Source organism: Rugamonas fusca, from assembly GCF_014042365.1.
Taxonomy (GTDB): domain Bacteria; phylum Pseudomonadota; class Gammaproteobacteria; order Burkholderiales; family Burkholderiaceae_D; genus Rugamonas; species Rugamonas fusca.
This window is the reverse complement of record NZ_JACEZS010000018.1, coordinates 77,513-91,527: the sequence shown is the minus strand read 5'-3', so window position 1 is coordinate 91,527 and position 14,015 is coordinate 77,513. Positions and strand designations below refer to the sequence as shown.

8 protein-coding genes are annotated in these 14,015 nt (G+C 67.3%); 4 read left to right on the top strand and 4 right to left on the bottom strand.

The genetic code is table 11. From position 1 onward, the window contains the following. Window positions 1-25: 25 nt before the first annotated feature. A complete protein-coding gene (locus H3H36_RS19260; protein WP_229219991.1) occupies window positions 26-4,636 on the top strand; it encodes a PilC/PilY family type IV pilus protein in 4,611 nt (1,536 codons plus the stop codon). A gap of 125 nt (window positions 4,637-4,761) precedes the next feature. After that, a complete protein-coding gene (locus tag H3H36_RS19255; RefSeq protein ID WP_182219715.1) occupies window positions 4,762-6,429 on the top strand; it encodes a peptide chain release factor 3 in 1,668 nt (555 codons plus the stop codon). Between the two features lie 115 nt (window positions 6,430-6,544). Here H3H36_RS19255 and H3H36_RS19250 read toward each other — a convergent pair whose 3' ends face one another. The 4 genes from H3H36_RS19250 to H3H36_RS19235 form a co-directional block, all read right to left on the bottom strand. Beyond that, a complete protein-coding gene (locus H3H36_RS19250) occupies window positions 6,545-8,437 on the bottom strand; it encodes a putative bifunctional diguanylate cyclase/phosphodiesterase (RefSeq protein ID WP_182219714.1) in 1,893 nt (630 codons plus the stop codon). After that, entirely contained in the window at window positions 8,434-9,006 is a 573-nt protein-coding gene (locus H3H36_RS19245) for a YfiR family protein (RefSeq protein ID WP_182219713.1), read from the bottom strand. The genes H3H36_RS19250 and H3H36_RS19245 overlap by 4 nt, the downstream gene beginning before the upstream one ends. A gap of 4 nt (window positions 9,007-9,010) precedes the next feature. After that, window positions 9,011-11,041: a TonB-dependent receptor plug domain-containing protein gene (locus H3H36_RS19240; RefSeq protein ID WP_182219712.1), complete on the bottom strand. Its 2,031-nt coding sequence runs from the start codon at window positions 11,039-11,041 to the stop codon at window positions 9,011-9,013. Window positions 11,042-11,245: 204 nt separating this feature from the next. Beyond that, entirely contained in the window at window positions 11,246-11,584 is a 339-nt protein-coding gene (locus H3H36_RS19235; RefSeq protein WP_182219711.1) for a hypothetical protein, read from the bottom strand. Window positions 11,585-11,783: 199 nt separating this feature from the next. Between H3H36_RS19235 and H3H36_RS19230 the strand changes: the two genes are divergently transcribed. After that, window positions 11,784-12,221, top strand: coding sequence for a cache domain-containing protein (locus tag H3H36_RS19230; RefSeq protein WP_182219710.1), 438 nt, complete (start codon window positions 11,784-11,786; stop codon window positions 12,219-12,221). A 92-nt stretch (window positions 12,222-12,313) separates the two neighbouring features. Continuing rightward, window positions 12,314-13,963 (top strand): methyl-accepting chemotaxis protein, encoded by a 1,650-nt coding sequence (locus H3H36_RS19225; protein WP_182219709.1) that lies wholly within the window; start codon window positions 12,314-12,316, stop codon window positions 13,961-13,963. The last annotated feature ends 52 nt before the right edge of the window (window positions 13,964-14,015 follow it).

The window sequence follows — 14,015 nt, the reverse complement described above, 5'->3', positions numbered from 1 at the left end:
GCTGCTTTTTCAGATAGGAATGCACATGAAATCCCTGCCTACTCTAGTCCGCACCGCGCTGGGCGCCTGCCTGCTGGCGCCACTGATGGCCTGGGCCGGCCAGACCCAGATCGCCCAGGTGCCCTTGCTCAACATCACGGGCACGGGCACCGTCAAGCCCAACCTGATGCTGCTGTTCGATAACTCCGGCTCGATGGACCAGTCCTACACGCCCGACTACGTGAACGACAACCTGTGCCGCTCCAGGTCCACGCTGGCCCAGGGCGTGATGGCATGTAACGTGGGCCATCCGCCGTTCATGAGCCCGGACTTCAACAAGCAGTATTACAACCCGGCCATCCGCTACCAGCCGCCCATCAAGTCCGACGGCAGCTATTATCCGGAACAGACGGCGGCCAACACCAGCAACTGGACCGTGGTCAGCGGCGACGGCTTCAATGCCCACAAGACGGACTTGTACGGCAACAGTTCCAGCGCCATCAACCTGGTCAGCGGCTTTCCCGACCTGAAGTGGTGCGATCCCAACAACACCAGCTCGTGCCATACCAACACGGCCACCTACACCTATCCCGACAGCACCTTCACCAGTGCCTACGCGATCAGCACGGGGCCGTATTACTACACCATCGGCGTGGCCCAGTATTGCACCGACGCCACCATGACGAGCTGTGTGTCGACCTCGGCGGGGGCGGCCGCGCCGGCCGGCTATCCTATTGCCGTCAAGGTGCGCTGGTGTAACAACACCTTGCTCACCAATTGCCAGGGCAAGCGGGTGGGCGCCTATATCTATCCGAGCTATTCGTCCGCCAGTGGCGCCAGCGCCGCCTATGGCACCATCGCCATCGGCGCCTCGGCCTCCTCGTCCTCGCTGACCATCTCGTCGGTGACCATCCCCGACCCCAGCACGGCGCGTACCATCACCAACGGCACCGTGACGGCCAGCAGCGGCACCAACACCGCCCTCAAGCAGCAGAACATGGCCGCCGCACTGGCCGCCAGCATCATCGCCAGGACCGGCCTGACCAACCAGTATTACGCCTGCGTCAAGACGGCCAACAGTGGCCAGCCCACCGTGCCCACCTGTTCCAGCGCGTTCGGCATCAACCTGACGGCCGACAACGTGGTGGCCGTGGTGCCCGTCATCTGCAGCGGCAGCAAGTCGCTCGCCAACTGCGTGACGATCACCGACAGTTCGCGCGCCGGCTGGGGCATCACCGTCAACGCGCCGTCCGTCACGCCCACGCCGGCCACCACGGGCGTGCCGCCCACGGCCTTGCTGGCCGTATCGGGCACGGCTTCCAACAGCGGCAGCCCCACCGTTTCCAGCGTCAAGCTGGGCACGGCCACCGTGATCAGCAACGTGGCCATCGCCCGCAACGCTGCGGCCAGCACCATCGTTTCCACGCTGGCCACGGCCATCGGCAGCACCGGCACCTACCGTGCCTATGTGGGCGGCAACGCCGTCACCGCGATCTGCGCGGCCGCCCCGCCTACCAGCTTGTGCCTGCTCGATACCACCGCCACGACCAATGGCGCCGCCGTGTCGGCCTCCGGCCTGAGCAACGTCACCTTCACGGGTACGGCCGCCACCAGCGCGCCCGATGCCATCCCCACCACGACGGCCGCGTTGTCGGCCGGCTCGGGCGCGCCCAGCACTTTCACCCGCGTCAACCTGGTGCTGGGCCAGACCTATCCCAAGGGCAGCGACCGGGTCGATTGCGTGGCCGCGGCCGGGGTCTGCACCTACGAGGAGGAGATGACCAACTTCGCCAACTGGTACGTGTACTACAAGACCCGTTTGCAGATGATGAAGACCTCCGTCGGCATCGCCTTCTCGGCCATCACGGCCAACTACAAGGTCGGTTACGTCAAGTTGTCCAATGCGGGCGTGGGCGCGACCATCGACATGGTGCCGGCCGACTTCACGGGGTCGGCCCGTTCCAGCTGGTACACCACGCTCTACAACACCACCACCTCCGGCTCGACCCCGATCCGCACGGCGATGGACTATGTGGGCCGCATGTTCGCCAACCTGACGCCGTACAACTACGCGGCCGGCTCGGAAGTGGTGCAGTACCCCTGCCAGCAGAACTTCATGATCCTGACCACGGACGGCTACTGGAACGGCAGCACCACCAACAACGTGGTCAACAACGACAACGTGGAAAACGTGAGCCGCTTCTGCACCTACGCGCGCGGCTGCGTGGACACCCGCGCCCAGTCCCAGCCGTCGATCTCGGACGTCTCGCTGCACTGGTATAACGGCGGCTCGGACACCGGCACGGTGTCGCTGCGCCCGCCGCTCGAGCCGGACATGAGCAAGCCTGGCTCCGTGCCGGCCGGCGCCGGCGAGAACACCCACCTGCACATGAACACCTACACGCTGGGCCTGGGCGTGGACGGCGTGATGACCTATGAGCCCAACTACGACACGGCGCCCAAGGCCGGCGGCGACTTCTACAACCTGATCACGCGCGTGTCCTCGGGCTGCCCATGGAACGGCGGCGGCGCCTACGTGTGGCCCGATCCGGACGTGACCAACACGGCCAGCACCGTGCAGGAGCGGGTGGACGACCTGTGGCACGCGGCCATCAACGGCCACGGCAAGTACTTCAGCGCCTCGCAGCCCAAGGAAGTGGTGCAGGGCCTGAGCGCGGCGCTGGCCAACATGCAGATCCGGCTGGGCGCGGCGGCCGCCGCGGCCACCTCCACGCCCAACATCTCGCTGCAGGACAACGACATCTTCTCCGACACCTTCACCACCGTGAAATGGTATGGCGAACTGTCGGACAAGAAGATCGATCCCACCACCGGCGCCGTGGGCACGAGCTACAGCTGGATCAGTTCCGACACGGTGGGCAGGAAGGTGGCCGCCAGCACGGACACGCGCCGCATCCTGATGCTGGACCAGTCCAACGCGGCCCTCACGGATTTCTACTACGAGAACATGTCAGGCACCCAGACGGCCTGGTTCGACAACAAGTGCGCGGCGCTGTCCCAGTGCACGCTGCTGTCGGCGGCCGACAAGGCCATCGTCAACAGCGGCTCGAACCTGGTCGGCTGGCTGCGCGGGCGCCAGCAGTACGCCGACAACACCCACTTCCGGGCCTACACGATGACCTCCAACACGCCGGCCGGCGCCACCGGCCCCGTGCCCATCGTGCTGGGCGATATCGCCTCATCCAAGCCGGCCTACCTGCGCGACCCGCGCAAGAACTATCCGGACGCCAGCTACAGCCAGTTCAAGCTCGATCACGCGGGCCGTCCCGGCACCGTGTTCACGGCCGCCAACGACGGCATGCTGCACGCGTTCGACGCGGCCACCGGCAACGAGGTATGGGCCTATGTGCCGCGCATCACCCAGCACAAGCTGTATGCGCTGGCCAGCACCACCTACGGCACCAACCACCAGTTCAGCACGGACGGTTCGCCCGAGCTGGCCGACGTCAAGCTGGGCGCGAACTGGGCCTCGGTCCTGGTGGCGGGCCTGAACGGGGGCGGGCGCGGCTACTATGCGCTCGACGTGACGGACCCCGTCAATCCGCGCGCCCTGTGGGAGCTGTGCGCCGATTCGTCGATCTGCGCCCACAGCGATCCCGACCTGGGCCTGACCTTCGGCAACCCCCAGTTCGGCGTGTGGGGCGGCAAGTGGGTGGTGTTCCTCACCTCCGGCTACAACAACGTGCCCGGCGCCGACGGCGTGGCCGGCGGCAGTGGCCTGGGCTACCTGTTCATCGTGGACGTGAGCACCGGCGCCATCCTCAAGAAGATTTCCACCGGATCGGGCGACACCACCACGCCATCGGGCCTGGCCAAGATCACCTCGATCAGCACCGACCCCAATATCGACCCCAACACCACCTACATCTACGGTGGCGACAACCAGGGCCAGATGTGGCGTTTCGACCTGACCAGCACCAGCGGCGCCGTGACGGTGCTCAAAATGGGCGACGCCGGCACCACCCAGCCCATCACCACCCGGCCCGACGTGACCCTGTGCGAGGTACAGAACACCACCACCACGGGCGGCGTGACCACCACCACCACCAGCGCCCAGCGGGTGGTGTTATACGGCACGGGGCGGCTGCTGGACCTGCCCGACATCAGCAACACGGACACCCAGAGCCTGTACCTGCTCAAGGACAGCGGCAGCACCATCGGCAACATCCGCGGCGCCACCATGGTGCAGCAGACCCTGAGCCTGGCCGGATCGAGCAGCAACGTCAATACCTACGCCATCACCAGCAACCCGGTGGACCTGACCCAGAAGGATGGCTGGTTCTTCGACTGGAACCTGAACCCCGGCGAACGGATGAACCTGGACCCGCAGATCGTCAGCGGCGTGGCCAACGTGGTGACCAACATCCCGTCGTCCTCGTCCTCGTGCCAGGTGGGCGGTTCGAGCAACGCCTACCAGGTCGACGTCTGCACCGGCAACGCCATTCCCGGCAATCCGGCCGGCGCCACGCTGTCGAACACGTCGGCGGCGGTGGGCTTCATCATCATCCGCCTGCCGGCTGGCGGCCTGAAGATGATCTCCACCATGGCCACCGGCGAGACCAAGACCACCTCGCTGCAGGAACTGAAGTCGGCCGAGGCGCACCGCGTCGGCTGGCGCCGGGTCAAGGGCGAATGAGGAGGGCGGGCGGGGGGCGCATGGGCTGCTCCCGCGCGCCCCCGCGCCCGCAAACAGTTCACACGAAAGGGCCAACTGCCGGTAAAATCGAGGGTTTTTTGCGGGGCCATATTATGGTCACCAATATGGCAAACGATACCGAAAACACAACTCCCGACCAGATCACCGACGACGCCCCCGTGGCGAGCGCCAAAACCCCCGCGCTGATCGCGCGCGAAGTGCAGCGCCGCCGTACCTTCGGCATCATCTCCCACCCCGACGCGGGTAAGACCACGCTGACCGAAAAGCTGCTGCTGTTCTCGGGCGCGATCCAGATGGCCGGCACCGTCAAGGCCCGCAAGAGCGGCCGCCATGCCACCTCGGACTGGATGGAGATCGAGAAGCAGCGCGGCATTTCCGTCGCTTCCTCGGTGATGCAGTTCGAATTCCGCGACCACGTCATCAACCTGCTCGACACCCCCGGCCACCAGGACTTCTCGGAAGACACCTACCGCGTGCTGACGGCGGTGGACTCGGCGCTGATGGTGATCGACGCGGCCAAGGGCGTGGAAGCGCAGACCATCAAGCTGCTTGACGTGTGCCGCATGCGCAACACGCCCATCGTCACCTTCATGAACAAGATGGACCGCGAGACGCGCGATCCGCTGGAGCTGCTCGACGAGCTGGAATCGGTGCTCAAGATCCAGTGCGCGCCCGTGACCTGGCCGATCGGCATGGGCAAGAACTTCCGCGGCGTGTACCACCTGCTCAAGGACGAGATCATGTTGTTCAAGGCCGGCGAGGAAAAGGCCGACGGCGCGTTCGAGATCATCAAGGGCATCGACAATCCCCGCCTGCAGGAGATGTTCCCGCTGGAGATGGACCAGCTGCGCATGGAAGTGGAGCTGGTGCATGGCGCCTCGCACCCGTTCGACCTGGACGAGTTCCTGTCGGGCGTGCAGACGCCCGTGTTCTTCGGTTCGGCCATCAACAACTTCGGCGTGCGCGAGATCCTGTCGGCGCTGGTGGACTGGGCGCCCGCGCCCCGTCCGCGCGACGCCACGGTGCGCGTGGTGGACCCGGTCGAGCAGCCGTTCACGGGCTTCGTGTTCAAGATCCAGGCCAATATGGACCCGGCCCACCGCGATCGTATCGCCTTCCTGCGCGTGTGCTCGGGACGTTTCGAGCGCGGCATGAAGGTCAAGCACTTGCGGCTGGGGCGCGAGATCAAGGTCTCGTCTGTGGTGACGTTCATGGCGTCCTCGCGCGAGCAGGTGGAGGAAGCCTACGCGGGCGACATCATCGGCCTGCCCAACCACGGCAACATGCAGATCGGCGACAGCTTCTCGGAAGGCGAGATGCTGACCTTCACCGGCATCCCGTACTTCGCGCCGGACTTCTTCCGCTCGGTGCGCATCCGCAACCCGCTCAAGATCAAGCAGCTGCACAAGGGCTTGCAACAGCTGGGCGAGGAGGGCGCCGTGCAGGTGTTCAAGCCGGTGCAAGGTGGTGAACTGGTGCTGGGCGCGGTCGGCGTGCTGCAGTTCGAAGTGGTGGCCAGCCGCCTGATGAATGAATATGGCGTGGATGCCGTGTTCGAAGGCACCAGCATCAGCAGCGCGCGCTGGGTGTCGAGCGACGACAAGAAGGCGCTGGCCGACTTCGAAGCGGCGCTGGGCCACAACGTGGCCTACGACGCCGCTGGCAACATGGCCTACCTGGCCACGTCCTCCGTCAACCTGCGCCTGACGGAAGAGCGCTGGCCCAAGCTGAAGTTCCACGCCACGCGCGAGCACTCGGCCAAGCTGGCTTAAGCGAAAGTAAAATTCCGGGCGGCAAAATCGGGGACGGACCCCTATTTTCACGAAGTGAAAATAGGGGTCCGTCCCCGATTTTGCCGCCCGGAATTTTGCCGTGCCCTGCCTTCTGTCAGGCGGCGAGGAACTGGCGCCGCTCGGACAGCAGCCGCTCCAGCACTTCCGGCGCCATCGGCTTGGCGAAGTAATAACCTTGCATGACGTCGCAGCCGGCCTCGCGCAGGAAGCGCACCTGCTGCTCCGTTTCAACCCCTTCAGCCACCACCTTCAGATTCAGGCTGTGCGCCATGGCGATGATGGCCGTGGCGATGGCCGCGCCGTCGCCGGGCACGTCGTTGACGAAGCTGCGGTCGATCTTGAGCTGATCGATCGGGAAGCGCTTCAGGTAGGCCATCGATGAATAGCCGGTGCCGAAGTCGTCGATCGATAAATGAATGCCGGCCGTCTGGATCTGCTGCATCAGCGCCAGGTTGGCGTGCACGTTCTCCATCAGCACCCCTTCCGTGATCTCCAGTTCCAGCAGCGCCGGCGGCAGCCCCGTCTCGCCCAGGATGGCGTTCACGTCGGCCATCAGGTCGCTGTCGCGGGTCTGGCAGGCCGACAGGTTGACGGCCACGTGGCTGATCTCGTCGAGCAGGCCGGCCCGGTGCCAGGCGGCCGCCTGGCGGCACGCCGTCTGCAGCACCCAGCGTCCCAGCGGCACGATCACGCCGCTTTCCTCGGCCACGGGAATGAATTCGGCCGGGCTGACCGGGCCCAGCTCAGGGCAGGTCCAGCGCGTGAGTACCTCTAGTCCCGTCATGCGGCCGCTGCGCACATCGATCTGCGGCTGGTAGTGCAGGCTCAGTTCATTGCGTTCCAGCGCGCGGCGCAGGTTGGCTTCCAGCTTGAGGCGCTTGCGGGCCAGTTGCTCCATCTCCGGCTTGAACGTCTCATAGTCGTTCTTGCCGCTATTCTTGGCGTAGTACATGGCCGTATCGGCGCCGCGCATGAGCGCCTGCTCGTCGTGCGCATATTGCGGGTAGACGTTGACGCCAATGCTGGCGCTCACATACAGCAGGTGGTGTTCCAGCTGGAACGGCGCGGCCAGCGCGTGCAGGATCTTGCGCGCCACGGCGTCCGGCTCCGTCTCGTCCTCGTGCGGCTCGACGATGACGACGAATTCGTCGCCGCCGATGCGGCAAATGACGTCCGTGCTGCGCAGCGTGTCGGTCAGGCGCCGCGCCACCATCTGCAGCAGGGCGTCGCCGCTGTTGTGGCCCAGCGTGTCGTTGACCACCTTGAAGTTGTCCAGGTCGAGCAGCAGCAGCACCACGCTCGTTTCCTGACGGTCGGCGTGTTCCAGCGCCGTGGCCAGCTTGTCGTTGAACGCGTTGCGGTTAGGCAGGGCCGTGATGGGGTCCACGTGGGCCAGGTAGTGCAGGTGGTCTTCGGCCCGTTGTACGGCGCGCCGCATGCGTGCCACCAGCAGCCAGGCCAGCGCGTAGGAGCCGGCCGCCACCACCAGCGTGAAGCCGGTGAAGCTGGCCAGGCGCTCGTACAGCGGCGCCATGGTGGCGCGGATCAGGACCGTGCCGATGCGCGCACCATTGGCGACCACCGGCTCCGTCACTTCGACGTGGCGCGCGCTGAATTGATGGTGCGGCGCCGGCAGCGGCGGGGCGGCGGCCGGCACGGCGCTGGCGGGCAGGCGCTGGTAGCTGGTCAGCAGCGCGCCGGCCGGGCCGTAGATGGCGGCGCTTTGTACGTTGGGCGAGGCGGCCAGCCCGGCCAGGATCTCGGCGCCGGCGCGCCGGTCCTGGAACAGCAAGGCGGCGCTGCTGTTGCTGCCCACGATGCGGGCCTGCACCTGGAGATCGTCCACCAGCGCGCCGCGCAGGGCGATGAACTGCACCACGATCAGCAGGATGCCGGCCAGCGCCAGCGCGGCGCCGGCGGCCAGCATGTTCAGGTGCGCCACGCGCCGGCCCAGCGCGCGGGTAGTGTTCCTGGCGCGCGCTCTCATTGGACGCTCCTGGCCAGGCGCAGCAGCTTGGAGCTGATGGTCAGGCGGGCCTGGCGGGCGGCCGCCAGGTCGGCGTCGAACACGATGCGCGCGTGGTCCATGGCCAGCGCCAGCACGGCGCCGGCGGCGCCGATCACGCGGTCGTCGGCCACGGTCAGCACGCTGGCGCCGGCCAGTTCCGGACGCAAGGCGTTCCACCGCTCGCGGTCCTGGCCATCGAGGAACAGCACGTTGCAGGCGCGCGCGGCGGCGCCGTTGCCGGGGTAGCGCACCTGCACCCGGTGGCCGTTGACCTGCTTGTCGCCCAGCGCGGCCAGCGCGCCCTGCAAGGCGTTGCCCGGATAGGCGCACAGCTGCAGCGGCGCGCCGCCCGGCAGGGCTTCGGCCGGCCATTCCGTGAACACGGCGAAGTTGAACACGAAGGCCGCCTTGACGTCGTATTCCGTTACCTGGGCCGTGGCCAGACCCCAGCCGCAGCACGCCGCCAGCAGCAGGCTGCGCAGGCCCAGGCCAGGCCGCCGGCGCGGCGGCCGGATGGCGTGGGGGAGCGGGGCGGTGCGGCTGTGCATGGCCTCAGTAGTCGACGGTGAGGCGCGCGCCCAGCCGGCGGCCGTCCTGGGTGACGGTATCCATCGCCAGCGAGTCGGCCACCGGGTCGGCGTAGCGCCGGTCGCCCAGGTTGTGGACCGTGAAGGCGAGGTCCGTGTGGCGGCTCAGGCGCACGCTGAACAGGTTCAGGTTGGCCACCAGGAAGCCGCCCGCGCGCGCGCCGCGCACCGTGTCGCGCGGGCCCATGTACTGCGCTTCCAGGCCGGCCCGCCATGCTCCCCGCAGGGGCAGGGTCAGATTGAGCTTGGCCAGCTGGGCGGGCGAATTGACGGTGTCGGCGCCGTCCCGGCGCACCCGTTGCCAGCTGTAGCTGGCGCGCAGCCGGGCTTCCGGACTCCAGCTGTGCTCATATTCGGCCTCCAGCCCGTGCGCCGAGGGCGAGCCCGTGTTGAGGAAGATGGGCAAGCCGCTGGCCGCATCCGTCACCTGCGAGATCAGGCCCGACACCTCGTTGTGGAACAGGCTCACGGTCAGGCGGCGGTTCGCTTGCCACTGGTGGGCCAGCACCAGTTCCGTGCTGCGGATGCGCTCGCGCGCCAGGCCTGGGTTGGCCAGCTGGCCGCCGTCGCCGATGAAGGCGTAATAGCGTTCGTAGATGTTGGGGGTGCGGTAGGCGCTGCCGTAGATGGCCTTGAGCGTGGTGTCGGCCGTCAGCTGGTCGATCAGGGCCACGCGCGGGTTGAACACGCCGCCGGTGCTGGTATGGTGGTCGTAGCGCAGGCCGGCGTTGAGCAGCAGCGGCGCGGCCAGCCGCAGTTCGTCGGCCACGAACAGGCCGTAGCGCTGGCCCGCATGGTTTTCGTTCAGGTACAGCCGGTAGGGCGCCGCGTCGAAGTTGAGCAGGCGCAGCCGGTAGTCGTGCTGGTATTCGGCGCCCACCATCAGCTTGTGGCCGGCCATGGCCGTCGACAGCACGCGCGCTTCCGCGCCCCACCAGCGGCCGTTGCTCAGGTCACGGTTGGGCGTGCGGTCGGCGTTGTCGGTGGCGTAGTCGCCCAGCGAATCGTAGCTGCCCCAGTACAGCCGCGCGTTCAGTTCCGTGGCCGGCGCCACCGTGTCGTGGTAATCGAGGCTGGCGTAGTTCTGGGTGTCGATGGTACGCGAGCGCGGATCGTTGAAGGCCTGGCTGAACGAGGCCGTGGGCACGCCCTTGGGCCGGTCGCCATGCAGCAGCGATAGCGTGACCGGGCCACTGATGGCCTTGGCGTACAGCCGCTGCGACGTCTCGTAATCGAGGCCTTGGGCCACGCCGTTGTTCTGCTGCGGCGTATCGTAGACGGCGTAGTACTGGTCACGGCCGTCGCTCTTGTAGCGGCTGGCCGCCAGCAGCAGTTCATTGCCATGGCCGTCGCGCCAAGCGTAGCTGCCCAGGCCGCGCCGCGTGCCTGCTTGCGCGCCATCGACCGTGGCGTGCACGCCTTCGAGCTCCTGGGGCCGGCGCGTGATCACGTTGATCACGCCGAAGAAGGCGTTGGCGCCGTACACGGACGAGCCGGGGCCGGACGCGTATTCGATCCGCTCCACCAGTTCCAGGTCGAGCGGGAATTCCTCGCCCAGCGGGGCCTGGTCATAGACGGCGTCGTTGATGCGGTTGCCGTCGATCTGGACCAGGAAGCGGGTATTGTAGTCGCCCGGGCGCAGGAAGCCGCGCGCGCCCAGGTAGCTGTAGTTGCGGTCATAGCTCACGTACAGGCCGCGCAGGCTGCGCAGCACGTCGGCCAGGGTGCGCCAGCCGTAAGCGCGGATGTCGCCGGCGCTGATCACGCTGACGTTGGACGGCGCCTCGCTGGTCTGCTGGCTGTAGCGCGAGGCGCTGTACACGTCGAGCGCCAGCAATTGCTCCAGTGGCAGCGTGGTCAAGTCCTGGCCGTCGCCGGGCGTCATGGCAGCGGCGTCCGGGACGCGCGCGCCCAGCAGCAGTGCCAGCAATAGCGGGGCGGCCACTTGGCCGGCCCGGTTCGATGCGGCCCCCGCGGGCCGGATAGTGTTAGTCATGCATGGGTTCCAGGGAAGGAAACAGGCAGGCCGGAACCTTCAACGTGGTGCGACTGATGGTCAAAAATGTCTCTTCGTAATGGTGACATTTCCCAGAGGGAAAGTACAGTCTGGCATTGGGAGCGGTGCAACATAATTAGCATGTTTGCAATGATATTGTTGCATGGGCGTCGGCACGCCACCTGTCCCGCGGCCGCGGGCGGCTCATGGGCGTGGCGCGGCGCCGGCCAGGAACGAGTCGACCACGCTGCCTATCCAGCACACGGTGCACACAAGCAGCACCACGCCGGGGCCGGCGCCACCCATGCCGGACTCGGCCACCCGTTGCGCGAGCTGGTCGGGGTCGGGCGCCAGCGTGCCGTTGACCAGCTGTTCGCTCAGCGTGTTCACCAGCGGCAGCAGGCCGCCCAGTAAATAAGCCCAGCCCAGCGCGGTCGGCAGAAGAAAGAGGCAGCCGCGCAGCGGGCGGCGCAGTGCCAGCATATGGCCCAGGCCGGGAAACACCAGGCCCGACCACAGGGCCGCTTTGACGGATGGTTTCATGCAACCTCGGTTGTGGGCTGCGCGGGGCAGCCGATGGATTGAGCCAGCGCAAGATTGCGGCCGGCCGGACAGCGTAGATTACGACATGCACTTAGGCAAGAACAAGCCTGGGGCCGGCCGGGCTCACGCCTCGCCGCCTATCATACCCGCCCGGCGGCGCGGCCGCGATCGGGGATATCCACATGCGAGGAAATCAACCATGAAAAAGCTGCTGTGCGTGGCATCGCTGTTGTGCTGTCAACTGGCGCTGGCGGCACCGGGCGAGAAGGACGCGGTCGCGCTGGCCGAGCGCGGTGCCCAGTACGTCAAGCAGCACGGCAAGGCCGACATGATCGCCAAGATCAACAACAAGGATCCGGAATTCAACCAGGGCGCCTTGTACCTGGCCATGCGCGACCTGGACGGCATCACCATCGCCCATCCCACCAAGGCCCTGATCGGCAAGAACCTGCTCGACGTGCCCGACGCGGACGGCAAGCCGTTCCGCCAGGAGCTGCTGGCGCTGGCCAAGGGCAAGGGCCACGGCTGGGTGGACTACAAGTTCCGCAATCCCGAGACGGGCAAGGTGGAAGCCAAGTCCACCTACGTGCTGCGGGTGGGCGACGTGGCGCTGGAAGCGGGCATCTACAAGCACTGACGGCGCCGGCATCGCGTCTGCCCGACGTGGTTGAACCACGCCGTGGCGCGCCACGTTGCGGGGCGGGCCGCCTTTTCGGATCTGGAGCGAATATGCTGAGCAAATTACGGATAGGTCCCAAGCTGCTGCTGGCCCCCGCGGTGGTGCTGGCGCTGCTGGTGGTGCTGTCGGTCGGCGCCTACTATGGGCTGGTGCGCCAGAACGGCTTGCTGGAGAAGCTGGTGCAGCAGCGTGCCGCCCGCAGCAAGGCGGCGGCCGACCTGGTGGCCGGCGCCAACCGGGCCCACACGGAGGCTTACCAGTTGCTCACCTGGATCAACGCCAGCTTTTCCGCGCCGCGCGTGGAGGCGCTGGTGCGCGACATCCATGCGCGCCACGCCGCGCTCGAGCACCAGTATGGGCAGTTGGAGCGCACCACGGCCGCCAGCGCCGGCGAACATACGCTGGTGGCCGAGTCGCACGCGGCCCACGCGCTGTACGTGAAGGCCGTCAACGACGTGGTGGAAATGAGCGCGGTCGATCCGTCCATGGCCACCAACGCCATGTCCAAGGCCGAGCGCGCGTTCGACGCGCTATCCCAGCGGCTGGAACAGTTGTCGCGGCAGGAACAGGCCCTGGGGGAGCAGGCCTACCAGGAGGCCCGGAGCGAGTTCCGCACCTTGTCGACGCTGCTGCCGGTGGTGGTGGGGCTGTCGATCGCGCTGTCGCTGCTGGTGACGATGGCCGTGCGCAACGCACTGCTCAAGGAAGTGCGCGAGATCGGGGCGGCCGCCGTCGACCTGGCCGAAGGCAACCTGACCGTCAAGCAGCGCATCTATGGCAAGGACGAGATCGCGGAAACGGCGCGCGCGCTCGACACCAGCATCCGCAACCTGAACGGCACGTTGCGCACCATCCTGGCCTCGGCCCAGACCATCGACACGGCCTCGCGCGAGATCGCGGCCGGCAACGCTGACCTGTCCTCGCGCACGGAGGCCCAGGCCAGTTCGCTGGAGGAGACGGCCAGCTCGATGCAGGAATTGACGGCCACCGTCAGCGAGACGGCCAGCAACGCGCAGCTGGCCAATGAACTGGCCCGCAGCGCCACCGGCTACGCCGTGCGCGGCGGCACCGTGGTGCAGCGGCTGGAAGTGACGATGGCCTCGATCCGGGGCAGTTCGCGCAAGGTGGTGGAGATCGTGGGCGTGATCGATGGCATCGCGTTCCAGACCAATTTGCTGGCCTTGAACGCGGCCGTGGAGGCGGCGCGGGCCGGCGAGCACGGGCGCGGCTTCGCCGTGGTGGCCGGCGAAGTGCGCACGCTGGCCCAGCGCTCGGCCACGGCCGCACGCGAGATCAAGGCGCTGATCGCGGAGTCCGTGGCCGAGATCGAGGGCGGCAGCCGGTCGGTGGAGGAGGCCGGCACCAGCATGGCCGATATCGTCACCTCGGTGCGCCAGGTGGGCGACATCATCAGCCAGATCAGCCAGGCCAGCGCCGAGCAGGCGGCCGGGCTGCAGGATGTGAACCATGCCATGGTCCAGATGGACCAGGTCACGCAGCAGAACATGGCCCTGGTGGAGCAGGCCGCCGCCGCCGCGTGCAGCCTGCAGGAGCAGGCCGTGAGCCTGTCGGAAGCCGTCACCCTGTTCAAACTGGACGACGTGCCGGCCCGGCCCGAGCTGGCGCTGGCGGCGGAGGCGAAAAAAAACGCAGGAACGAGCCAGGTGGCCCGCCTGCGTCTGGCGTCGAATCGACGTTGACTTCGCGGCGTCAGGCGCGCGGCGCTAACCGCGTGGCGCTGACGCCGGTCCG

Bases quoted from the DNA above. Each gene is read 5' to 3' on its own strand.
- H3H36_RS19230 (WP_182219710.1), top strand. From the start codon at position 11,784: ATGAAAAAGCTGCTGTGCGTGGCATCGCTGTTGTGCTGTCAACTGGCG.
- H3H36_RS19235 (WP_182219711.1), bottom strand. From the start codon at position 11,584: ATGAAACCATCCGTCAAAGCGGCCCTGTGGTCGGGCCTGGTGTTTCCC.
- H3H36_RS19250 (WP_182219714.1), bottom strand. From the start codon at position 8,437: ATGAGAGCGCGCGCCAGGAACACTACCCGCGCGCTGGGCCGGCGCGTG.
- H3H36_RS19255 (WP_182219715.1), top strand. From the start codon at position 4,762: ATGGCAAACGATACCGAAAACACAACTCCCGACCAGATCACCGACGAC.
- H3H36_RS19240 (WP_182219712.1), bottom strand. From the start codon at position 11,041: ATGACTAACACTATCCGGCCCGCGGGGGCCGCATCGAACCGGGCCGGC.
- H3H36_RS19260 (WP_229219991.1), top strand. From the start codon at position 26: ATGAAATCCCTGCCTACTCTAGTCCGCACCGCGCTGGGCGCCTGCCTG.
- H3H36_RS19225 (WP_182219709.1), top strand. From the start codon at position 12,314: ATGCTGAGCAAATTACGGATAGGTCCCAAGCTGCTGCTGGCCCCCGCG.
- H3H36_RS19245 (WP_182219713.1), bottom strand. From the start codon at position 9,006: ATGCACAGCCGCACCGCCCCGCTCCCCCACGCCATCCGGCCGCCGCGC.